Origin of the sequence: Duganella guangzhouensis, from assembly GCF_009674535.1 — a bacterium.
Classification (GTDB): Bacteria; Pseudomonadota; Gammaproteobacteria; order Burkholderiales; family Burkholderiaceae_D; genus Rugamonas; species Rugamonas guangzhouensis.
This window is the reverse complement of record NZ_WKJK01000003.1, coordinates 15,730-38,650: the sequence shown is the minus strand read 5'-3', so window position 1 is coordinate 38,650 and position 22,921 is coordinate 15,730. Positions and strand designations below refer to the sequence as shown.

Here is a 22,921-nt window from a genome sequence, read left to right as displayed (position 1 = left end):
GGTGCACGCGCAATGCGGATGTAGGAGAGGGATGAGTTCCTGAGGAACCATGGCGCCGGATTTGTTACACTACCGCCCTCGCAATTTGGAACAAGACTGATGGAACTCCGCGCCCGCGCCCTGCAATGCCTGACTGAGACCGATCCCGCCGCCAAGGTGGCCGCCGTGTATGCGATGGCGGACGCCTCGGCGCTGGGCGCCTGTGCGCCCGATCCGCAGGCGGAATTGGCTGCGGACGCCGCCATTCCCGGCCGCCCGGCCCAGCCGGAGCTGGTGTCGCCGCGCTTGCTGGGCCGGCGTGGGATGAATACGGCGGAAGGCCGGGCGATGCTGATCCACGCGCTGGCGCATATCGAGTTCAACGCCATCAATCTGGCGCTGGATGCGGTGTGGCGTTTCCCCGGCATGCCGCTGGCGTACTACACCGACTGGCTGCAAGTGGCCAAGGAAGAGGCTTACCATTTTTCGTTGCTGGCGGAGCATCTGCAGACGCTGGGCTACCGTTACGGCGACTTCAATGGCCATGACAGCCTGTGGGAGATGGTCGAAAAGACTTCGGACGACGTGCTGGCCCGTATGGCGCTGGTGCCGCGCACCATGGAAGCACGCGGGCTGGATGCCAATCCGCCATTGCGCGCCAAGCTGGCCCAGGCCGGCGACATGGCGGCCGCCGGTATTCTGGACATCATTCTGCGCGATGAGATCGGTCACGTGGAGATCGGCAACCGCTGGTACGGTTTTCTGTGCCGCCAGCGCGGTCTGGAACTGCGCGCCGCCTATGCCGACCTGGCGGCGCGCTATCATGCGCCGACGCTGCGCGGACCATTCAACCTTGAAGCGCGCCGACAAGCCGGCTTTACCGAGGAAGAGCTGGAAGCGCTGCAGCGCGGCTGATCACTCCAGGAAGAACTCCATCCCCCGCGACAGCGCAGGGAACAGCGCCGAGCCGTGATTTTCGCGCGGCAGTTCGATTGAGCGGACCCGTTCCAGGCCATATTCCTGCCGATGTGCCTCCAGCTGCGCCGCCAGATCTCGTACTTCATCCACCATGCGCTTTTGGGCCAGTACGGCGGCGCGGTCAGTGGGCTTGGCGGTCGGCGGCGCGGCCGCCTGCTCCAGCTCGCCAACTGTTAGCAGTACGCTGGCGGGCAGCGTGCGCGCGGTCTTCAGCCCTGCCATTTCGCTCAGGATGTAGCGCTCCGCATACCAGATCGACGGACTGGCGGCGATCCAGGTCTGGAACGCGGCTGGGCGGGTGAACAGCGCGTGCAGGGTCAGCAAGCCGCCATAGGAGTGGCCGAACAGCGCCTGGCGCTGCGGGTTGACCGGTGCTGTGGACTGAATCAGCGGTTTCAGCTCCAGTTCGATGAAGTCGAGGAACAGGTCGGCGCCACCTTCGCCTTTGCCGGCCTTGCCGCCAGCCACCGGCGTGTAGTCGCGGGCACGGGCGACGCTATCGTAATCCTCGCCGCTGGCATAGCCGATGCCAACCACCACCGGCGCCGCGCGTCCGGTGACTTTGCTGCGCCGCGCGGCGGTGCGGGCCATCAGCGCAATGCTGGGAAAGGCGGCGTTGGCGTCCAGGACGTAGATCACCGGATGGCCACCGGGCGGCGGTGCGGTCTCCGGCACGCTGAGGAAGATGCGGTAACGCTGCCCTGTACGGGCCGACGCCAGGTCAAGCCGACGCACCTGCGGCAGCACCACCGGCTGCCAGTCGCTGCCCGAAGCCGCAGCGGCTGCGGCGGCTGGCTCGACGGCGCGCGCTGGCAGCGCGGCACCGGCCAATGCGCCAGCGACGGTCGCAAGGAAGGCGCGCCGCATCAGAAGTCCACCGATGCCGACAGTTTGAACGTACGGCCAGCACCCTGCGTCACATAACCATCGTTGAACGAACCTGCCCAGTAGCTCTTGTCCGCCACATTCTCGACGTTGGCGCGCAGCTGCACCGGGTGCCCCTGCACGCGCAGGCCGTAACGCGCGCCGACATCCAACCGCGTCCAACTGTCGATCATCTGCGTGTTCGCGCTGTTGACGTACTGGCTGCCGGTGTAGATCACGCGTGCGTTCAGCACCAGTCCATCCGCGCCTGGAACGCTCCAGTCGCCGCCCAGGTTGGCCTTCCACTTCGGCGTGCCGTAGATGGTTTTACCGGTCAGCGCGGCGGTGGCGGCGCGGGTCATTTTCGCGTCGGTGTAGGTAACGCCGCCCAGCAAGCGCAGTTGGCCGCCGAGCTGGCCGAAGGTATTCCACTCCACACCGCGATTGCGCTGCTGGCCATCGTCGGTGTAGGTATTGGTGGCGGTGTCCTTGATCATGCTCGGACGCTCGATGCGGAACACGCTGAAGGTGTTACCGTATTCGCCCTGATCCCATTTGACGCCGCCTTCCAGCTGCTTGCTTTTATACGGCGCGAACACCGTGCCGTAGTTGGCGGCGGTGGTATCAGTCACCGAGCCGCCCTGGCTCAGACCTTCGATGTAGTTGGCATACAGCGAAACGGCCGGCGACCATGGCTTGAGCACCACGCCGACCGACGGCGTCAGCGCACGCTTGTCGTAATTGGCGGTGATCGCGCCGGTGCTGCCGTTGTAGGTGCGGGTTTTCACCTGCTGCGAACGGGCGCCCACGATCAGCAGCAGCTTGTCATCGGCAAAAGACAAGGTATCGGCCAGCGCGTAGCTGTGCAAGGCGGTATCGCCCACTTTCAGCACCGCGCCGGGATCGGAGGCCAGCGTCGGCGTCACCGGATTGTAGATGTTCGAATTGTAGCTGGCGCTGGTGCTCACGTTGGCGCGGCCGGTATCGTATTCCAGCGAGGTGTAGCTGGCCACCATCTGGTGCTTCACCGGCCCGGTGACAAAGCGCGCGCGCAGACCCACTTCGCCCGAGGTGGTGTCCACCGTGCCGCGCTGATTATAGGTCGCGCCCTTGTAGTCGCCGGCCGCATTGGTGATCGAGGCGCGGGTGCCGTTGATATAGCCGTCGTAGCGGTAATTCAGCTGGCCCAGCGCCGCATAAGCGGTGAAGGTATCGTCGATTTCATAACTGCCGCGCAGCAGTACCGCCTTGTTGTCCAGCGAGCCGTCAATGCCGCGTAGCAGATTGGTGCCGGTTTTGGGCGGCGCGATCACGCCAACGGCGCTGGCGAAAGACGCCATCCATGAGCTGCCGTTGTCGATTTCCTCGCGGTCGGTATAGGCGTCCAGCGACGCGGTAAGCTGCGTGCCGCGATAATCCAGTGCGATTGCGGCCAGCTCGCGTTTCTTTTTCTGATCGTCGACGCCGGCCTTGCCATCGCGGTAGCCACCGTTGAAGCGCACGCCGTATTCGCCATGCTCACCGAAACGGCGGCCGGCATCCACCTGCACGCCATACTGCGCATCCGAGGTGTAGTCGGTGGTCAGGCGCAGCAGCGGCTTGTCGCCGGCCCGCTTCGGAATCAGGTTGATGACGCCGCCGACACCGCCCTGTGGTGACATTCCACCCAGTAGCGCGCCCGGACCTTTCAGCACTTCGACGCGCTCGATGAATTCGGTCGGCGCGTGGCCGTAGGGCGACAGGCCGTACAAGCCGTTGTACGCCAGCTCCTCGGCGTTGATATCGAAGCCGCGAATGCTGAAGTTTTCGTAAATATGGCCTTCCGAGGTGGTGAAACGCACCGATGGATCGTTCAGCAGCACCGCGCCAACGGTGGCTGCCTGCTGGTCTTCGATCAGTCCCGCCGTGTAGGCGGTGATGTTGAACGGCGTATCCATGGTGCTGCCGCTCCCCAGGATGCCCAGTTGCGCGCCGCGCGCGACCTGGCCGCCGGCATAGGCCGCGGGCAGTTCATCGGCCAGCAGCGTGGAATTGACGGTCACCGGCGCCAGCGCCTGGTCGCCGCGCGGGGCGCTGGACTGGCTGGCCGGCTTATTTTGCAGCACATAGCCGGCACTGGTTTTGCCGATCACATACGGCGTATCGCGCAGCAGTGCGTTGAAGCCTTCTTCCACGCTGTAGCTACCTTTCAGGCCGGGGCTACGCAGGTCCTGTACCTTGTCCGCATCCAGCGCGATGGCGACGCCGGACTGCTGGGCAAAGCGGTTCAGCGATTCCATCAACGGACCGGCGGGAATATCGTACTGCGCTGGCGCGGTCTGGGAGTAGGCGCTGGTGGCAGCGGTCAGCGCGATTGCGCCGCCAAAAGCGAGACGCAGGGCCAGGGTGAGGGGAGCGAGCTTGGTATGGGTAGACATGGGTTTCGGCTTTCTATGGGTCTGTTTGTTTGCTTTACACAGACCTTGACGCGCTGGCTGCGCCAACCGGAACCAGATATCGCAAATATTTTTATCCCGGTGGCGCATCCACCAGCACCACGTACGGCGTCAGCGTGCGAATGCGCAGCTTGGGGAAGCTATTCAGCAGCAGGTGCAGCGCGCGGTCGGTGTCGTCCAGCGGCAGCACGGCACTGACGCGCATGGAGGCGATCTGGCGCTCGTCATACTGGATGATGCCGCGATGATGGCGGGCCAATTGGTCCAGCACCTCGGCCAGCGGCCGTCCCTGCACCACCAGTTGGTGATCGCGCCAGGCGTCCGCTATGCTGGCGACATCGACCGGCGTCACCGCACCGACGCCATCACGCGTGAAGCGCACCTTTTCGCCGGCGCTGACCACGGTCGGCACTGCCGGATGGTCCTGCGTCCGCACCTCGGTTTTCGATTCCAGCATCGCCAGCTCGGTCGCCTTTTCGCCGCGTTCGACGGTAAAGCGGGTGCCGAGCGCACGAATGCTACCGTCGCCGGTCTGCACCAGGAATGGTCGCGACGGATCGCGCGCCACCTCAACCAGCACTTCGCCGCGCAGCAAGCGCACCACGCGCTGCTCTTCGCTGAATGCCAGATCGACTGCGCTGCCGCTACTGAGCGTAATGCGGCTGCCATCGGCCAGCACGCGGGTTTGCCATTCGTTGCTGCCGGTGCGGATGTCGGCCAGCAGCAGCGACGGCTGCGTCAGCGGCACGCCCAGCGCCAGCGCGGTCAGCAGCGCCGTCACCATCAACGCCGCTGCCGCGCGGGCCAGCGGAAGTTTGCGCGATACACGGCCGGCGCTGGCCAGCGCGGCGCGGGCCGGACTGCCGCCGTAGGCATCCAATTGCCCCAGCATCGCTTGCATGCGCTGCGCAGCGGCGGCGTGACGGGGATCGGCCTGCTTCCAGGCCTCAAAACCGGCCTGCAGGTCCGGGCGTTGGTCGGCATCGTCGGCACCGAGCGAGATAATCCACTCGGCCGCCTGCTCGGCGATGCGGCTTCGTTCCTGGTCTACAGGCATGGCTGACCAACCGCCGCGTCGCACAGGACCAGCGCCTGCACCAGGTATTTATGCACCATGCGGGTAGACACGCCGAGACGCTCGGCAATCACCGCATGGGCCTCGCCATCCAGGAAATGCATGACAAACGCCTCGCGCGGACGTGCCGGCAACTGCTCCAGCGCATCGGCGATGCGGGCCAGCGACTGCACGGCGATCAGAATCTCGTCCGGCGCGGGGAAGCAGGGCAGTTGTTCCGCCAGCAGTTGTAGCTCGGCCAGATACGCCTGCTCAACCGCCTGGCGCCGACTATGATCGATCAACAGCCGCTTGGCGGTGGTGGTCAGAAACGCGCGCGGCTCCGCAAGGGGCGGCAATTTCTCCCCCACCGCGACCAGCCGCAGGAAGGTGTCCTGCGCCACATCCGCCGCAAAGTGCGCACAGCCCAGCCGCTTGCGCAGCCATCCCAGCAACCAACCGTGATGCTCGCCGTACAGCGATGCCAAGTCTGCTTGCAAAGGATACTTCACGGTGGTCATGCTGCAATGGTGAGAATGAGAATTATTCCTATTCTACATTAAACTCCGTGAAGCAAGCAATTCAGGCCTCCACCTGCTCCGGCCGAGGCACCATCAGGCGGCGCTGGTCGGCGTCGGCGGCGGCGTTGAGATCGGGCGGGAAGTCGTCGACGTGGACGGACAGATCGGTGTAACGCACGAAGTCGGACATGGCGCGGCGTTCTTCCGGTGTCATCATGCCAAGCGCGGCGGCGTTGGCGATCCAGCGTTCCATTTCTGGCAGGCTTTGCGGCACCGGTGGCAGCTGGCCGGCTTTGATGGCCGGTTTGAGGCGGTGTTCGATGCTTTCCACCATTCCCAGCAGGCCGAAGGCGAGTTCGCCGCAAGCGACCGGGTCGCGCAGGTCGTCGGCCACGTAGCTGTCGGCCAGCAGACGCTCGCGGGCGTCGCCGTGGGTTTGCATGGCGACGGCGATCTCGCCCGCCAGACGGTCGGACGGCGGCGCATATGGCAGGCCGAACGGGAAGGCCAGTAGCCGTGCCAGCACGGCGGCTGGACGGCTGGGGAAGTTGTCCAGCACGCCATCCAGGGCGGCCTGTGCCCGCACCAGCGCATCCTGCACCGACCAGTGGACGTAGGGGGCATCGGCTGGCTGCCGGCCCTCGTCTTCGTAGCGCTTGAGGGTGGCGCTGATCAGGTACAGCATCGACAGCGCGTCGCCCAGCCGCGATGAAATGCGTTCGCGCCGCTTCAACTCGCCGCCCAGCGTGAACATGGACAGGTCGGTCATCAAGGCAAACGCGGTGGACAGGCGGCCAACCGCGCGGTAATACGGTGCCATCTGCTGGTCGGCCCGATCGGGCACCGGCGCAGTCAGGCCGCCGGTCAGGCTGTACCACAGCGCGCGCACGGCATTGGCGCAGGTGAAGCGCATATGGCCAAAGAAGGCGGCGTCGAAATCATGCAGGCCACGACGGTGATCGGTATCGGCGGTGGCGCGCATTTCCTTCAGCACGTAGGGATGGGCACGGATCGCGCCCTGGCCAAAGATGATCAGGCAACGCGTCAGGATGTTGGCGCCTTCGACCGTGATTGCGATCGGGATCTGCTGATAGGCGCGCGCCAGGAAGTTGGACGGCCCCATGCAGATGCCCTTGCCGCCCAGGATGTCCATGCCGTCGTTGACCACCAGCCGCCCACGCTCGGTGACGTGGTATTTGGCGATGGCCGAGATCACGGCCGGTTTTTCGCCCAGATCCACCGCCAGCGCCGACAGCCGGCGCGCCGCATCCATCATGTACAGATTGCCGCCCATGCGGGCCAGCGCTTCCTGCACACCTTCGAACTTGCCGATGGCGGTGTTGAACTGGCGCCGGATCGCACAATAGGCGCTGGTGCCGCGCACCGCCAGCTTGGCGGTGCCGACGCTGGCCGAGGGCAACGAGATCGCGCGGCCGGCGGCCAGGCATTCCATCAGCATGCGCCAGCCCTTGCCAATCTGCTGCGGGCCGCCGATGATCCAGTCCATTGGAATGAAGACGTCCTTGCCGCTGGTCGGGCCGTTCTGGAACACGGCGTTCAGTGGCCAATGGCGGCGGCCGATCACCACGCCCGGATGACTGGTCGGGATCAGCGCGCAGGTGATGCCGGGCTTGGCGTCGGCCGGCAGCAAGCCATCCGGATCTTCAACGCGGAACGCCAGGCCGAGTAGGGTGGCGACTGGTCCCAGCGTGATGTAGCGCTTGTTCCAGCTGACGCGCAGACCCAGCGTCGCGCGGCCATCGTGCCAGCCTTGGCAGACCACGCCCACGTCCGGAATGGCGGCGGCATCCGAGCCGGCGTAGGGACTGGTCAGCGCAAAGCAGGGAATTTCTTCGCCGCGCGCCAGACGCGGCAGGTAGTAGTCCTTCTGCTGGTCGGTGCCGTAATGCAGCAGCAACTCGGCCGGCCCCAGCGAATTGGGTACCATCACCTGAACCGCCAACGCAGAACAGCGCGTCGACAGCTGCATCACCACCTGCGAATGCATATAGGCCGAAAACGCCTTGCCGCCGTAATGGCGCGGAATAATCATGCCGAGGAAACCCTTGTCGCGGGCAAACTGCCAGGCCACTTCCGGCAGGCCCTGCCAGACTTGGGTAGCCTCCCAGTCGTCGACCATGTCGCACAGCTGGCGCACCTCGTTGTCCATGAACGCCTGTTCCTCGACGGTCAGCGCGGCACGTCGCAGTTGCAAAAATTTGTCCCAATCGGGACGGCCGGAGAACAAGTCGGCGTCCCACCAGGTGGTGCCGGCTTCCAGCGCGTCGCGCTCGGTGTCCGACATCGGCGGCAAGATGCGCTTGAACAGCGCATAGATGTACGGTGTGATCAGACTGCGCCGCAGCGGTGCGGCGGCAATGACAATAATGATGATGGCCAGTATGGCCAAGACTATCCACAAGATCATGGCACGCTCCCTGTTGTTGGCCTGACGATAACGCGCGTTGCGGCGCGTAACCGTACGGTAGCGCGCATAGATGGTCCACCGGAGTCGTCATCATGATATGATACGTATACGATCTATATACGGAGCATATGATGGGTATTGTAAATATCGAAGAAGAGCTGCACGACCAAATCCGCAAGGCGAGCACGGTATCGTGCCGTTCGATCAACGCGCAGGCCGCGTTCTGGATCAAGATCGGCATGCTGAGCGAAATGAATCCCACGCTGAGTTTCAACGAAATCATGGCCCGCGAGCTGCGGGCGGCCGGCCTGGCGCCGCAACACGTCAAGGCGGCCTAGCATGACCAAGCGCCCGGAAGAAATCGCCCTGATGGCGGAGGCTGGCAAGCTGCTGGCCGGCGTGTTTGCCTACCTTGACCAGTTGGACCTGATCGGCATGTCCACCATGCAGGTCAACGATCTGGTCGATAGCCACATCGTCCACCAGCTACAAGCCCGACCGGCCAGCAAGGGCCAGTACGGCTACGCTTACGCGCTGAATGCGTCACGCAACAATGTGGTGTGCCACGGCGTGCCGTCGGAGAGCGATATCTTGCAGAGCGGCGACATCGTCAATTTCGACATCACGCTGGAAAAGCATGGCTACATTGCCGACTCCAGCAAGACCTATTTAGTTGGCCAAGTCTCGCCGCAGGCACAGCGTCTGGTGCAGGTGACTTACGAGGCTATGTGGAAAGGCATCAAGGCGGTGCGACCAGGCGCCCGACTGGGCGACATCGGTCATGCGATTGAACGGCACGCGCGCCATCACGGTTATTCCGTGGTGCGGGATTATTGCGGTCACGGCATCGGCCGCGAGATGCATGAGCCGCCGCAAGTGCTGCACTGGGGCCGTCCGCAGACCGGTTTGATGCTGCGCGAAGGCATGGTATTCACCATCGAGCCGATGCTGAACCAAGGTCATTATGACGTGCACACCGAGGACGATGGCTGGACGGTGGTCACGCTGGACGGCCAACTGTCGGCACAGTTCGAGCACACGGTGGCTGTGACGCGCAGTGGGGTGCGGGTATTGACCTTGCGCGCGGAAGAGCGCGTACAGCATTAACAATTAACGTAACGCGTTACTTATTTTGCGGACATTTTCTGTAACGCGTTACGGATTTGTGTTTTAAGCGCTGCATTTTCGCGGCGGGAGGCGGTTAGCGCCTCAGCTAGCTCGGCATTTTCGCGGCGCAATTCGTCCACCGTTTTTTGCGCCCGATCCAGTTCCAGTATCAGCCGGCGCGGCGAGCCGTCGTCTGGCGGCAATTCCTGTGACGCGTTACGCGAATTGACGATGGCGACTTTTTCCTCGCGCTTGCGATCGCGATAGGCTTTTTGCCGCTCCGCGCTGCTCTGCGCATTACCGGTCACCGGGCGTCCACGGCCGCGCTTGGCGCCGGGCATGGGGAGTTCGAGAGTCTTGTTGTCAGTCGCCTGCTTCATGAATTCACTTATCAGTAACGCGTTACGATAATTTTACCAGATCTGAATCCGTGCCTGCTTCGGCAGAAATACCGCATCCGACGGCTTGACATTGAACGCTTTGTAAAATGCATCGTTATTGCGGACGGCACCGAATACCCTGAACGACTCCGGCGCATGCGTATCGGCCAGCGCTTCGTTGATGCGCTTGTCGCTATTGATTTTCTCCGCCGCCCAAATCCTGCCGAACGCCAGGAAAAAGCGTTGATCGCCGCTCAGCCCGTCCAACTTGGGCGCCTTGCGGCCACGCAGGGACAGGTGATAAGCATCATAAGCCACCGACAAGCCGGTGATGTCGGCGATGTTTTCTCCCACGCTGAGCTCGCCATTAAGGAACTTGCCCGGCGCGATGGCGTACTGGCTGTATTGAGCAACAATGACCTGGGCGCGTCGTTCGAATTCGGTGCGATCGGTGGGCGTCATCCACTCCACCCGCCGGCCCTCGCCGTCGTAGCGGCTGCCGGCGCGGTCGAATGCGTGGCTGAGTTCGTGGGCGATGAACCAGCCAAGCGCGCCGTAATTGGCGGCGTCATCGGCATCGGCCTGGAAGTAGGGCGGCTGGATCAGCGCGGCCGGCAGCACCACCTGGTTGCGGCTCACCGAATAGTAGCCGTTGACCGCTTGCGGCGTCATGCTCCACTCATCGCGATTGACCGGTTTCAGCATTTTCTCCATGTCGCGCGCGACCTGCCATCCGCGTGCGCGCAGCCAATTCCCGGCCGGATCGCTGGCGCTGGTGGTCAGATTGGCGTAATCACGCACCTGGCGGGAGGAACCCATGCGAATCACCAGATGGTCGAGCTTTTCCAGCGCGCCCTTGCGGCTGGCGGCGCTCAGCCAGGTAGATTTGTTGATGCGCTGGCGAAACGCTGCCACCACGTTGTCCAGTATGGCGTGGGCGTGTTGTTCGGCCGCTGGCGGGAAATGCTTGTCGACATAGATCTGGCCCAGTGCATCGCCCATGGTGTCGTCGACAAAGCCGACCGCGCGTATCCAGCGCGGTCGGCTGGCAGTGGCGCCGCGCAACTCCATCGAAAAGAACCGGTCGGCCTCGTTGCGGAATGGCGCCGGCAACATGCGGGCTACGTAATCCAGCAGCCGCAGTCGAAGGTAGGCTTGCCATACCGGCAGCGGCGTCGTGGTCAGCTGGTCGCCATATGCGGCATAAAAGGACGGCTGGGACAAGTTGAAATACTGGGCCTCGGCCGGAATGCCGAGCGCATCGCTGTAGGTGCGCAAATCCAGTCCCGGCGCGATATCCGCCAGTTGGGCACGACTGAAACGATGCGAGGTTGCACCCGGCACGCGGGTGGCGGTTTCGGTCCACTGCGCTTGCGCCAGGCTGGTTTCGAGGTCTACAACGGCCTTGGCGTCAGCGCCTGGATCGGCCGAGCCAGCCAGCGCCAACACACGTTCGATGTGACGCAGGTAGGCGGCGCGCACCGAGCTGAAACGCGGCTCGTCGCTGAGGTAGTAATCGCGCCCCGGCAGCCCAAGATCGGCCTGAACAAAGTCGGCCAGATAGCGGCTCGGATCCTGATCGTCCGGATGCACCCAGACGCCCATGCCGACGTCCAGTCCGTAGGCCGACATTTGCCCCAGCACGCGAGCCACGTCCGCCGGGTTATGGATGCGGTCAATCGCGTCCAGATAACGCTGCAATGGCGCCAGTCCACGACTATCGATGCCACTTTCGTCCATGTAGCTTGCGTACAGATCTGCCAGCTTGCGTTCGACCGGCTTCAGACTGGGCTGGACGCGCATGTTTTTCAGATCATCGTTGATGGCCTGATAGACGTTCAGTTGCAATTCGCGGTTGGTATCCCAGCCCGGCATCCAGGCTGGCGACTCCACGCGCGCCACCCAGCCACCGACGGCGTAGCGATAAAAATCATCCTGCGCACGCACGCTGCGATCGAGGTCATTGGCATAAATGCCGGAGACGATCGGCCCGGCCACGGCTGGCGTCAGCGAAAACAGGAAGGGGATGAGTAGCGCGGCAAGCCTGGAGGTGGACATCGACCTGACCCATGTAGTGAAAGGCAATGTGGAATATTCTGCAATGATCTCCAGGCGAAATCAACTGCAAAGTGTTTTCGTAACGCGTTACGATTTTATGCGAGCGAAGGAAACAGGCGACGACTCATCGGCCGCAAAGGCTTGGGAATCAGCTTATGAATCCATTTCTTTTGCTCATGGAAATCCACTTTAAGCCGGGAAGCCGCAGCGTCTTCCAGCGACTGCATATACAGGCAGAACGAACTATTCTGGAATAGCGCCTCGTGCGGCCGGCTATTTGTATAAATCGAATACGATAATCTATCCAGATAATCCATCGACAGCATATTCCGATTCACCTTCATAAAGATGACTTCGAATGGATGCGGCGTGCGGCCGAAATAGCCGAAATTACAATTGGCATCGCCGTGCGCCGACACGGGATTGATATTCGTGTGTTTAAGCCGGTAATCGATATGATTATATTCTGGCAGCAGGCTGCGTATATTCCAGCCCTGGCCCAGCACGGCCTGGCTAAGCCGGATTTCATAATCGCGGATCACCGCCGTCTTGCTGAGTTCCGCTTCAACGTCATAAAAACCGCTGTCATGCAGGTAGATCAGCACCGCCTGCGGCATCGCGTAGCACATGGTTTGCACATGCGAATACGGCGCCTGACCACCGTATTTTTGACCGTAGCCTATCGAATCCGGCGAATCCGGTGACAGCACGTTGATGGTGGAGCCGATCAGCCCGACTTCGGGATCAGCTTTCAGCTGATCGAGGAAATAGTTGGTCCAGCAAGTCTTGCTGTACGCGGCCGTGTAGGGACCGCGTACCGAGGAATTCACGAAAACATAGTATTCGTAAGCATGCAGATCGATGGCGGTTTTGATCGCGTGGCAGTAGCCGCCAAAATCGTTATTCTTATTTTCCGTGTAGAGATAGCGGACGTTCTCCAGTTGCGGGAGATTAACGCTGTGACCTCCCGCAATCACGATCAAATAATCCAGCTCCGCAGAATAGCCAAACGCCAAAAAATGAAAGAAATTCTCGATATACGAGCGATCTTTTTCAAAATAATGATAGATCACCAAAGTTTGCTTTTTCATTGCGAACCACGCAGTCAGACAGTGGTTCGAGTATATCTGCGTTATCCGGGCAATCGGCCCCACACAACTGCAAAGCCATGTAAAACTAGTGTAACTTCTTACCTCCATCAACCGGCAGGTTTTCGTCGACGTCCGGCGAGGCCGATTTCTGCTGTTTGTAGGTGATCGCGCCGGCGTTCGGCTGCAGCTTCGGACCGCTGTAGATCAGCGCCAGTTCTGCCAGCGCGGCGATCTGGTCGGCGCCAAAACCGGATAGCGGAACCAGGCGCAGATACCGCGCGCTGACCGACTGTCCCAGATCCACGGTTTGCTCAGCGTAAGTCGAGACCAGCGTGCCGCGTTTGACATCGCGCCAGTTGGAGCCATCGTCACTGACTTGCAGCAGATATTCCCGGATGTCGCCTTCATGGTCGCGGTGGTTCTGGCGCGGCATCAATACCAGTCCGGTGAACGAGACTGGCTGCGGGAAGGACAAGGTTAACGGCTGCTGGCGCTGGTTGTCGCCACTCCAGTACGTATTCGGATCGCCGTCAATGGCAGCGGCAGCATCCTTGCCGCCCTCGGCCTTGGTGGCCAGCTTTTTCATAACTTGGGTATCGAACAGAATACCGCTGCTCAGCGTCGCCGCATCGATGGCGGTGCGCGGATCAAAAGCCGGGCTGGCCATGTAATTCAGCACTGACAGACGCAGTTGACGCGCCACCACGCGCTTGCTCAGGTCGCTTACCAGATCGACGCTGGCCACCATCAGCTTGCCATTGCCGACCTTGGCTTCAAACAGCAGACCCAGCTTGTAGTTGCGATTCCAGTCATCAACCGGCTGCACGATGGGTTGCAGGCCTGCCGGCAAGCGGTCCAGATTGATCGCGCGGGTATTTTTCAGCAGCTCGTTCCACTGCCAGCCGTTGTAGCCGTCAGTGGGGAATTGCGCCAAAGCCGGATGATGCTGGTCCACCCACACCCCAAGCATGCGCCCCCACGCCGGACTCATCAGGCGGTTCCAGAACACCGGCACCGTATCCAGCGGCGGCGAACTCCAGTCCAAATCCTGCGGGGAGGGCAGATATAGCACCTTGCCGCCCGCTTGCAAGCCAGCTGCGGCCTCTTCCCAGTTGCGCGTAACCAGCACGTCGGATGCTTGCTGCGCCGCTGGCTTGGCGGGATAGACCCAGATGCGCCAATCGTTTTCCACCCGCGTGCCTTCAAGGCCGACCACTAGCCGGTAAGCTTGCGGTGCCGGGAGCGTCGTCAGCGGCAACGCGATCTTGCCGAGCGGGATATTTTTGCCGATGTTGATGGTTTTGCGCGGCCAATTGCCGCTGGCGGCGACGTGACCCGCCGCGTCCAACAACTTCCAGTAAGGCTGGGCATCGACCAGCGGCAGAGCGCCGAAATGGGCGATTTCCACCTCGGCAGACAAGGTTTCGTCGGCTGTATAGGTGCGCTGGGTCAAGCGTGCCAGCGGGACGGTTTCGCCATTGAAGCGCCGGAATTCGGCGGCCGTGACGTAGCCTTTTTCCTCCCAAAACGTGTCCAGCAAACCGACCAGCGCCGTGCCCTGGCCCAGATAATCGTGCAGATCCAGCAGCTGGAAGCCCATCATGCCGGGCGTGCGCAGATTGGCTTCGATTTCTTCCTTGTAGTTCTCCAGCTGGAACTTGCCGGAGGCCCAGGCAAAGTCCTTGTTGCGGTCCGCCATGCCGTGTTTGGCCAGCGAATCGCGGAAAATCTCATAATTGCCGGGACGCAGATAACCAGTGAATTTGCGGATCACATCAAAGTCCGGATACGCCACCCACTGGCCGGTTTCGTGCGACAACACCGGCACATTGATGCCATTCAGCGATTCACCGTAATCGCGGCCGAACCAGCCGCGCGCGCCACGCAGTGGCTTGGCGCCGATGCGTTGCATGACCAGATAGTCGGTGCCGGTCGCCAGATCCGGCACTTCGCGCTCAGTATGGCCGGTGCCATTGCTGTACAGCCGACGCGGATCGACCTGGCGATAATGCGCTATCCACTTATCGAACGCCTCCTTCCAGCGGCCCTTGGGTTCATTGCTCGGACTGAGCAGCACGAAAGAAGGGTGGTTGCCGTAGGCTTTGATGATGCGGTCGGTTTCCTCGTACAGCATTTTTTCCATCTCGGTGCCGGGCGATACGTCATTCCACATGCCTGGTTCCGGCTGCAAATAGATGCCCAACTCATCCGCCGCCTGGAACGCCGCTTCCGGCGGACAGAAGGAATGGAAGCGGATGTGGTTGATGCCCCAGTCTTTATTGATCTGGAAAATCTTGCGCCAGTACGCCACATCGGTGGGCGGATAGCCGGTGAGCGGAAAATCGCCGCCATGGTGGGTGCCGCGCAGATAAATACTGCGGCCGTTGAGCAGAAATTCGCGACCTTTTGCGCTGATGCGGGCGAAACCAAAGCTGACATTACGCGCGTCTTTCGCATCGCGGCCGGCCAGTTGCAGGCTCAGACGCTGCAGCGCGGGCGTGAATTCGTTCCATTCCTTGACGGTTTTTGGGTATTGCACGGTGATCTCGGCCGTGCCGCGCTGAGCGTCCCAGCGGACTGGATAAGGCTTGCCATTGGCGGTCAACGTGCCCTGGCCGGCGCGACCGCTGATATTGCCAATGCCAACTTTGACCAACACCGATTTGTCGGCATAGTTCGGGAACAGCTGAACATCATCCAGCCACACCGGACTGGTGGCGCGCAGCTCAATCTTGCCAACGATGCCGTTCCAGCTCATACCCAGCGAATCGGAAACGCTGTGGGCATCGGGACGGTAGGGCATCAGCATGCGATTGTCGACGCGCACCGAGATGCGGTGCTTGCCCGGCGCCAACTGGCCCAGATCGTACTCGTGTTCAGCCACCAGGCTGAGATTCGAACCGACCTTCTTGCCGTCAACCCAAAGTGTGGAACCCCAATGCGGTCGCTCCATGAACAGCACCACACGCTTGCCGCGCCACGAAGACGGCACCTCGATCTGGCGCTGATACCAGGCCGCACCCAAATAATGCTTGGCGGGTTGCGAAAGAAAGGGCACTTTGACGTTGCCGTCCTGCGTATAGGCTTGATAGTCCGCGCGCTGCGCCCAGTTCTTGTCGTACAGCGACAGCACCCACGGCGTATTCACGCTGATGTCGTCACCATAACCTTGCGCCTGCAAGATGCCAGGCAACGAAATCTTATCGCCCAGATCGCGTCCATACCAGGCTTGCTGGATGCCTTCGTCCGAGCGGTCGAGGGCGAATCGCCATTGGCCGGCAAGATCCTGAATGTCGGCGGCGTGAACCAGGGCACTCACGGAAAACACAAACATGGCGATGACGATGGAGGCTATGCGGAACATGGCAACCTTATAGGCCAGAAAAGAGTGCCAGATTATCCCGCAACTTACTGCCAGCATCTGCGCATCAGCTTGACTGATTTGCGAATAACCGTGGTGGACTTCAGCGGCGGCCTGCTGATCGGGATCTGTTTGTATCCGTTTGTTGTATTTTGTCTGCCAAGTTTTGGTAAAAATTCCCATCCCGGCTGCAGCAGCCAGCCGAAAATTTAAGCTATCCGCGTGCGACCAGCTATCCGCGCGTGGTGTCATCCGGGCCAACGACGCCCTAACTTAAATCCTCCCCATCAGCCTGGAGCGGGGACAGCCGAAAGACAAGATCAGCGCCACCGTCAACTGGAAGGGCTCGCGCTGGGGCGGCACCGTCAACGCCACCCGCTACGGCGAAGTGATCTCGGCCGGCTCCACCGCCGCCACCGACTTCGTGCTGACACCCCAAACCATTGTCAACGTCGAGGCGCGCTACCGCCCGATCGGACGTTACGTCTATGTCCGCGCGAACTACAAGTTCTGATTCCAGGACCGGCGCTGTGGCGCCGGTCTCCGCCTGCTTCATTTTGAAAGACATCTGATGAAAAAATTGACTATTTCCCTGCTCGCCGCCGTGCTGTGTGCGCTGTTCGGCAACGCCGCCCACGCCGCGCCCGCACTGGAGCCGATTGCGACTTACCTGACGATCGAATCCGGCGAATTGCCGGTGGTGCTGTCAGTGCCGCATGGCGGCGATGGCCTGGTCGATGGGGTTGCCACCCGCACTGCCGGCACCACCATGCGCGATGACCACGTCAACGAACTGGCCGCCACCATCCAACGTCAGTTGGTCGCCCAGACCGGCAAGCGTACCTATCTGGTCGGTGCCAAGGTCAGCCGCAAATTCGTCGACTTCAACCGCGACGTCGCCAAAGCGTATGAAGACCCCGCAGTCCAGCCGATTTACGATGCCTATTACGCTGCCTTGTGGCAGGACGTGGCGGCGTTGCGCGACAAGCCGGGCGCGGTGCTGTTCGATATCCATGGTCAAAACGCGGTGCGCGACGCCATCTTGCGCGGCACCAAGGATGGCCTGACTGCCGACAACAGCGTGTTCTACACGCAACCCGACGGTTTCTTCACCCGCGTGCAGGCGGCGGGCATCAAGGTGGTGCCGGCGTTTGTGAATGACGAAGAAAACCGCAGCTTTAACGGCGGCAATATCGTCCGTACTTTCGGGCGCAATGTTCCCGAGGGATCAACAGTGTGCAATTGCAGTTTGGCGCAAACTGGCGCGCCACGCCAGAGCGACTGGACAGCACTGCGAAGGCGGTGGCCTACGCGCTGGTGGCTTGGTTGCGCGCCAGCAAGGCGTTGTAAACCGGTCCGCACCTTCTGTGTAACTCCTGTGTAACGGTAACGACACTTAACTCGGGGAGTATCGCAATCTACATTAAGTAAATACTGGTAATAGATCAATCAGCGGTCGTATGGCCTAGACTCTTGGATACCTTAATGAAGACGCAGACCACGACGCAAGTCCGAGAAAATGACGCGTCTCTGTCATCGTATCCTCAGACTGAGACCAAAAAGCCGGTCGTCAAAGCGCATCCGGTACTGGCCGCGCAATTCGCACTGCAAGAGTCTGCAAATGGGAGCGCCCGCGCAAGGCACTATCAAGCGGTTGCAAAAGAGAGCGATATCAGTCCGCGTCAGATGAGAATGCGTGCCTTGTCGGATTTGGTCAACCAGAGCCCGCGCGCGGCTGTGCTGCGGAAGTCGCGCGATCTAATGTCCCCGGGCGTGGCGCGTGACGTCATCGGTGCCTCACCACTGGCACGCGACAAACCCATCCAATTGGTGTTGAATCAGGGCAGCGCTTACAAAGTTAATCAGGCGGAGCAAGGTAGGCGAAGAAATGCAAATGGTTCGGTAGCAGTGGTCCGACCGGGCGACCCGCTCACACAAGTAAATGAGGTGTACCTGGTAGCCGGGAACCGGAGGCAAGGCGGGGCCGATTACTTAAGACTAATTCCCCTGACTTATGCCGGGGACGAACTTTTCGTCCCTGTCGGCAATGACGGCCTGTACGATGTCGAGCCAACTCTTGCCGATACCGACACTTGGCAAAATACTGAATTGACGCGTGTCGCCGGAGACGCTTACAACGGACAAGCGCCGAATGCGGCCGCAATCTCGCAAGGCGCAATAGGGGACTGCTGGTTGATCGCCCCGATGATGGCCATGACGATGTCCCAGCATTGGAATCAGCATATTCAAGGACTGATTCAGCAACAGGGGCAGAACTATCAGGTGACTTTGGGCGATCCCGTGAATATTGGCGGACAGGGGGCCGCCACGCAGGTCGTAACTATTTCTGGATGGATTCCCACTTTACCTGCGGCGGATTCGAATACGAACGTTGCCGAATTTTTATATGCACAGCAAAAACTGGGGATGCCGGGTGCGATTGCGGGCGGAGCGCCATTCTGGCCTGCTTTGATCGAAAAAGCGGCGGCGGCCGGATTTGGCGGGGGCTCGTATCAGGCATTGGATGATCGACAAGCCGACGTGGGTTTTCAACTACTAGGACACGTGCAGCCGCAGACAATGCAAAATCCGGATGCTGCCAGCCAGCAATATGCAAACATGATGCCGATACTGCAAGATGGCAACACAGCGGGCACCGCTACAACCAAATTCGATAATCAGCAGCCGGTGGGCAGGCATTTGGCAACGGACGCGGCGGATCAGAACCTGATGCAAGCCGCATACCTCGGATTAATTGAGGATCATGTGTATGTCATCTTGCATACATCTACTGTCCAGAACCTCAGCCTGCATAACCCGCATGGAAATAACCATCCGACGGGGCCAATTCCCCAAGCAGACATCAACGGCGTGATTGCACGGATTGACTATCTGCCACAGCCGCAGATACAGCCGCCAGCTCAACAGAACGCCCAATTGCAAGTTCCGCAGCAAGCTCAACAGCAAGCGCAACCACAAGCTCAATTACAAGTTCCGCAGCAAGCTCAACAGCAAGCGCAACCACAGGCTCAATTACAAGTTCCGCAGCAAGCTCAACAGCAAGCGCAACCACAGGCTCAATTACAAGTTCCGCAGCAAGCTCAACAGCAAGCGCAACCACAGGCTCAATTACAAGTTCAGCAGCAAGCTCAACAGCAAGCGCAACCACAGGCTCAATTACAAGTTCAGCAGCAGGTGCAACAGCAATTGGTGCCTGTCCTTCTCCAAGCGCACCAACAGCTTCAGCAGCTCAATCAACAAGCGGTGTTGCAGGCTCAACAGCAGGTGCAGGCCTTACCTCCACAACAGCAGGCAATCGTGCAGCCACAAATTGCCCAAATTCAGCAACAGCTTGTGGCCCTGCAGCAGCAACTGCTCGCTCCACCCGTAGTGCAGCCTGGCGGTGGAGGTGGAAATCGAAAGCGGAAAGCGCCGCCCTGATCCGCGACAATCAGTTTACACGGCAAGCAAAATTACGTGCTGCGACGCCCGATTTGGCAGCGTGTGGTGGGACTAGGGCCAACTGTTGAGCAAATGGGGCAGGTCGATGGGCCCGATCCCCTTAACTTGCGCTTCGGGTAGAAGGGCTCTCATAGGTTGTCGGGCTACATCTCCAAGTATTTTAAATATTATTAATTTCTGGGATGGGAATTACTATGCACCATAAAATTGAGCACCGCTGCGAAATCAACCAATGCAACACCAACTCTACAAACCAACAAATAAATAGCGTCAATACGCCAAAGCAACACACATTGCGCCAATACCCATTAATTCGCCATTTATTAATGGTAGCTTTTATATTGTGGAGTTCTGCCGCAATCGCGCACAACCATGCTGGTTATTCCCACGACAGCGGCGTCAAAACGAACAATGCCTCTTGGATGAGCCGGGTCGATGGTACCAAAAAAATTGCCGAACTCAGCATTCCCGGCACACACGACACGATGACTTACAGCCTCTCCACTTTGGGACATGACATTGATAAAACCCAGTCCATGGACTTACAAGATCAATTGGAATCTGGCATACGCGCCCTGGATATTCGCTGTCAACTGACAGGAGACAATAAATGCGATATCTATCATGGCATTACTGACCTAAATGCCAACTTGGATCAGGTACTTAGTATAGTAACTGATTTCCTTAAAAATCATCCTTCTGAAGCCATATTCATGCGCTTAAATGCAGGGAATGAAAAAAGCCATGTCGATGTCGAAACATGGAAGGCTGCCTTTGAAACCTATATGGCCAAGCCAGAATATAAGGACTACATATGGACCAACACCCCTAACAATGACAACAACAACCCGAAATTGAATGAAGTGCGTCAACATCTCGTTATCATGCGCGATAAATTCGATTCCAAGACCCACAAGGGAATTAGCTACAACCTGATAGCAATCAACAAGCAAGATGACTATGAGCTAGCGACCAATTGGGACCTGTATTCAAAGTGGGAGAAAGTTAACAATCAATTGTCAGCTGCCAGCAAGGGGGATTCGGCTACGATCTATGTGAACTACCTCAGTGGTTCAACCGGCGCATTTCCCTATTTTGTAGCTAGCGGACATTCCAGCCCCTACACGGGCGCACCACGCCTCAGTACGGGCCTCACCACACCGCTCTCCAGCAGTTATCCAGACTTTCCGCGCACCACTTGTTTGTTCAGCTACATCTGCACAATTTCGTTTGAGGGAACAAACGTATTAACAACCAACAAGCTGTTTGACCCAGATGCCAAAATCGGCCGCGTTGGCTTCATCATGGCGGACTTTCCTGGTGGCGGACTGATCGATGCTGTTATTGGCCATAACCCCATAGATGGCGTTGCCGTATTTAGAGGCAAGTCAACGGTACGCGATGATCAACCGGACTGGGATTACGGCTACAACAAGGCATCCTGCGCCAAGAACGAAGCCATTATCGGCATCAGCGTCGTACCGACGGACCACATGGCGGCAACTGCACTATGTGGAAAAGACGAAACGTCTGCGCTGACGGGAGTAACGGCAGCTATCCTCATCCTTGAGAATGCTGATCAGCGTCGCGCGCAACGACTGAATGATTGGTCGCTTGGCTATTTCAAATTGGAATGTGGGTTTGGAGAGTACATTTCTGCAGTAAGCCAATACACAACGGACACGTTTCATCGCTTGCGGTGCGCCAAAGGAGATTTCGGCCCGGATGAGCATGGCGCCCCGGTAGTACGGATATTTGATAGCGGCAACGACCAAGGCCAAACATCGACGCTGGATTGGGCTCCTGGTCAGTACAAGGGCAGTTGTGGTGACAATGAAGTGGCGGTGGGCGTGAGTTTCTCACCACGTGATTACAGCCCGCATGCCCTGTTGTGCAGCCCAAGCCTCAAACGCTCGCTGATCGGGGCGGCCGTCTTCAGGGATGCCTCTAGCTTGAGGGGCAGCCAAACGGACTGGGACCCAAACTATGACAAAGCCGCTTGTGCGACTGGCGAAGCAATTACCGGCCTCAGTGTTAGCCAGTCTGACCATATGGGTCAAACAGCCCTGTGCGAAGAGGTCAGCACCACGGCGCTCACAGGTGCAGTAAGAGCCACGCTATTCATCACCGATGTTGATCGGCGCCGGGCGCAACGCGAGAACGATTGGTCACCCGGTTACCAAATCTTTGAATGCGGCATGGACGAATACGTCAGCGGGGTGAGCCAATCCGGCCCGCAGGAAAATCGTAAATTTCATGCTGTACAGTGCGCCGCTGGCGGGCCAGGGCTTAAACCGTCTGATTTGGCAACCGTGCGTGTCTTTGAAAACGGGGATGCCAGAGGCAAAACATCTACCGGCGAGTGGGCATTCCGGCAGCACAAGGGCGAGTGCGCGAATGGAGAAGTGGTTGTGGGTGTCAGTGTTGCATCCAATGGCCGCCCACATGCCATCCTGTGCAGCCAAAACCTACAACGCCCCCCCGTGAACAGCCTGCTTGGTCAGAAGTTCATGGGTAGCGGTGGCCTGGAAGAGTTCCAGGGAGAAAGCCTGGATGCATGCATCAATGCCTGTAGTCGCAAACCAGGAACCCAGTGTACCGGCGGCACTTACAACGCGACCGAGCAAATGTGCAGGCTTCGTAGCGGTGCAGGCATCTTCCAGCCGGGCATCCCCAACGATCAGGGATTCATGCTGCAAGTCATTTCAACGCGCACCGGGTGGGCACTTGGCGGCCTTAATTCAGAGGAAGAATATGACGATGTGCCGGATTTAGGTCGGTGCACGGAAATCTGCAAAGGCAAGGGCGCCTGCCTGGGTGCTACCTTCAACGCAAGCGACAAACAATGCCGGCTCCGATCCGACAACGGGTGGTTCACAACCTCGCAGCCAACCGACCAAGCGTTCCTGCTGAGAGCCAGTCAAGTGAGCAAAACGCAAACCGGTTGGACTTTCTGGGGTTCCGGCGCCACAAGCGAATTTGATACAACCACCCTGAGTAGTTGCATGGATACCTGCACAGCTACTGCCGCTTGCTCTGGCGGCACGTTTAATGAGAGTAAACATCACTGCTGGCTGCGCTCTGGTAATGGTCAATACACAACCGGTCTCCCAACAGATCAGGCTTTCATCGTCAGATCCACAACGCACTAGAACGTCCGGAGAAGGTCAGCAATTACGAGGCCGGCGTCAAATCACAATGGA

At 59.8% G+C, this 22,921-nt stretch carries 15 protein-coding genes; 6 read left to right on the top strand and 9 right to left on the bottom strand.

Features of this window, described 5'->3' with window-relative positions; genetic code table 11:
- The first annotated feature begins 99 nt into the window (after positions 1–99).
- Entirely contained in the window at positions 100–894 is a 795-nt protein-coding gene (locus tag GJ699_RS06205; protein WP_154374214.1) for a ferritin-like domain-containing protein, read from the top strand.
- On the opposite strand, the gene GJ699_RS06200 is transcribed toward GJ699_RS06205, so the two are convergent.
- The 5 genes from GJ699_RS06200 to GJ699_RS06180 form a co-directional block, all read right to left on the bottom strand.
- Positions 895–1,824 (bottom strand): alpha/beta hydrolase, encoded by a 930-nt coding sequence (locus GJ699_RS06200; RefSeq protein ID WP_154374212.1) that lies wholly within the window; start codon positions 1,822–1,824, stop codon positions 895–897.
- Positions 1,824–4,238 (bottom strand): TonB-dependent receptor, encoded by a 2,415-nt coding sequence (locus GJ699_RS06195; protein ID WP_154374210.1) that lies wholly within the window; start codon positions 4,236–4,238, stop codon positions 1,824–1,826. The genes GJ699_RS06200 and GJ699_RS06195 overlap by 1 nt, the downstream gene beginning before the upstream one ends.
- A 91-nt stretch (positions 4,239–4,329) precedes the next feature.
- Positions 4,330–5,313, bottom strand: a complete 984-nt coding sequence (locus GJ699_RS06190) for a FecR family protein (RefSeq protein WP_154374208.1) — start codon at positions 5,311–5,313, stop codon at positions 4,330–4,332.
- Entirely contained in the window at positions 5,304–5,810 is a 507-nt protein-coding gene (locus tag GJ699_RS06185) for a sigma-70 family RNA polymerase sigma factor (RefSeq protein ID WP_308495504.1), read from the bottom strand. The genes GJ699_RS06190 and GJ699_RS06185 overlap by 10 nt, the downstream gene beginning before the upstream one ends.
- An 82-nt stretch (positions 5,811–5,892) precedes the next feature.
- Positions 5,893–8,259, bottom strand: coding sequence for an acyl-CoA dehydrogenase (locus GJ699_RS06180; protein ID WP_154374205.1), 2,367 nt, complete (start codon positions 8,257–8,259; stop codon positions 5,893–5,895).
- A 131-nt stretch (positions 8,260–8,390) separates the two neighbouring features.
- On the opposite strand from GJ699_RS06180, the gene GJ699_RS06175 reads away from it, so the two are divergent.
- Both GJ699_RS06175 and map read left to right on the top strand, forming a co-directional pair.
- Positions 8,391–8,597, top strand: coding sequence for a ParD-like family protein (locus GJ699_RS06175; RefSeq protein ID WP_154375061.1), 207 nt, complete (start codon positions 8,391–8,393; stop codon positions 8,595–8,597).
- Between the two features lies 1 nt (position 8,598).
- Complete coding sequence (gene map / locus GJ699_RS06170) at positions 8,599–9,366, top strand: type I methionyl aminopeptidase (protein WP_154374203.1); 768 nt, start codon at positions 8,599–8,601, stop codon at positions 9,364–9,366.
- Positions 9,367–9,386: 20 nt separating this feature from the next.
- Here map and GJ699_RS06165 read toward each other — a convergent pair whose 3' ends face one another.
- From GJ699_RS06165 to GJ699_RS06150, 4 genes are all read right to left on the bottom strand, one after another.
- A complete protein-coding gene (locus tag GJ699_RS06165; protein ID WP_154374201.1) occupies positions 9,387–9,746 on the bottom strand; it encodes a hypothetical protein in 360 nt (119 codons plus the stop codon).
- A 33-nt stretch (positions 9,747–9,779) separates the two neighbouring features.
- Complete coding sequence (locus GJ699_RS06160) at positions 9,780–11,804, bottom strand: M13 family metallopeptidase (RefSeq protein WP_154374199.1); 2,025 nt, start codon at positions 11,802–11,804, stop codon at positions 9,780–9,782.
- Between the two features lie 95 nt (positions 11,805–11,899).
- Positions 11,900–12,895, bottom strand: a complete 996-nt coding sequence (locus GJ699_RS06155) for a hypothetical protein (RefSeq protein WP_154374197.1) — start codon at positions 12,893–12,895, stop codon at positions 11,900–11,902.
- Positions 12,896–12,980: 85 nt separating this feature from the next.
- Complete coding sequence (locus tag GJ699_RS06150; protein ID WP_195763470.1) at positions 12,981–16,259, bottom strand: DUF8487 domain-containing protein; 3,279 nt, start codon at positions 16,257–16,259, stop codon at positions 12,981–12,983.
- Between the two features lie 568 nt (positions 16,260–16,827).
- Between GJ699_RS06150 and GJ699_RS06145 the strand changes: the two genes are divergently transcribed.
- The 3 genes from GJ699_RS06145 (at position 16,828) to GJ699_RS06135 (ending at position 22,870) form a co-directional block, all read left to right on the top strand.
- Positions 16,828–17,640, top strand: a complete 813-nt coding sequence (locus GJ699_RS06145) for an N-formylglutamate amidohydrolase (RefSeq protein WP_154374194.1) — start codon at positions 16,828–16,830, stop codon at positions 17,638–17,640.
- A 101-nt stretch (positions 17,641–17,741) separates the two neighbouring features.
- Positions 17,742–19,697: a C2 family cysteine protease gene (locus GJ699_RS06140; RefSeq protein WP_154374192.1), complete on the top strand. Its 1,956-nt coding sequence runs from the start codon at positions 17,742–17,744 to the stop codon at positions 19,695–19,697.
- 215 nt (positions 19,698–19,912) lie between these two features.
- Positions 19,913–22,870: a phosphatidylinositol-specific phospholipase C domain-containing protein gene (locus GJ699_RS06135; RefSeq protein ID WP_154374190.1), complete on the top strand. Its 2,958-nt coding sequence runs from the start codon at positions 19,913–19,915 to the stop codon at positions 22,868–22,870.
- Positions 22,871–22,921 lie beyond the last annotated feature (51 nt).

Coding starts and splice junctions, on each gene's coding strand:
- GJ699_RS06150 (WP_195763470.1), bottom strand. CDS start 16,259: ATGTTCCGCATAGCCTCCATCGTCATCGCCATGTTTGTGTTTTCCGTG.
- GJ699_RS06140 (WP_154374192.1), top strand. CDS start 17,742: ATGAAGACGCAGACCACGACGCAAGTCCGAGAAAATGACGCGTCTCTG.
- GJ699_RS06165 (WP_154374201.1), bottom strand. CDS start 9,746: ATGAAGCAGGCGACTGACAACAAGACTCTCGAACTCCCCATGCCCGGC.
- GJ699_RS06175 (WP_154375061.1), top strand. CDS start 8,391: ATGGGTATTGTAAATATCGAAGAAGAGCTGCACGACCAAATCCGCAAG.
- map (WP_154374203.1), top strand. CDS start 8,599: ATGACCAAGCGCCCGGAAGAAATCGCCCTGATGGCGGAGGCTGGCAAG.
- GJ699_RS06135 (WP_154374190.1), top strand. CDS start 19,913: ATGCACCATAAAATTGAGCACCGCTGCGAAATCAACCAATGCAACACC.
- GJ699_RS06180 (WP_154374205.1), bottom strand. CDS start 8,259: ATGATCTTGTGGATAGTCTTGGCCATACTGGCCATCATCATTATTGTC.
- GJ699_RS06195 (WP_154374210.1), bottom strand. CDS start 4,238: ATGTCTACCCATACCAAGCTCGCTCCCCTCACCCTGGCCCTGCGTCTC.
- GJ699_RS06155 (WP_154374197.1), bottom strand. CDS start 12,895: ATGAAAAAGCAAACTTTGGTGATCTATCATTATTTTGAAAAAGATCGC.
- GJ699_RS06145 (WP_154374194.1), top strand. CDS start 16,828: ATGAAAAAATTGACTATTTCCCTGCTCGCCGCCGTGCTGTGTGCGCTG.
- GJ699_RS06190 (WP_154374208.1), bottom strand. CDS start 5,313: ATGCCTGTAGACCAGGAACGAAGCCGCATCGCCGAGCAGGCGGCCGAG.
- GJ699_RS06200 (WP_154374212.1), bottom strand. CDS start 1,824: ATGCGGCGCGCCTTCCTTGCGACCGTCGCTGGCGCATTGGCCGGTGCC.
- GJ699_RS06160 (WP_154374199.1), bottom strand. CDS start 11,804: ATGTCCACCTCCAGGCTTGCCGCGCTACTCATCCCCTTCCTGTTTTCG.
- GJ699_RS06205 (WP_154374214.1), top strand. CDS start 100: ATGGAACTCCGCGCCCGCGCCCTGCAATGCCTGACTGAGACCGATCCC.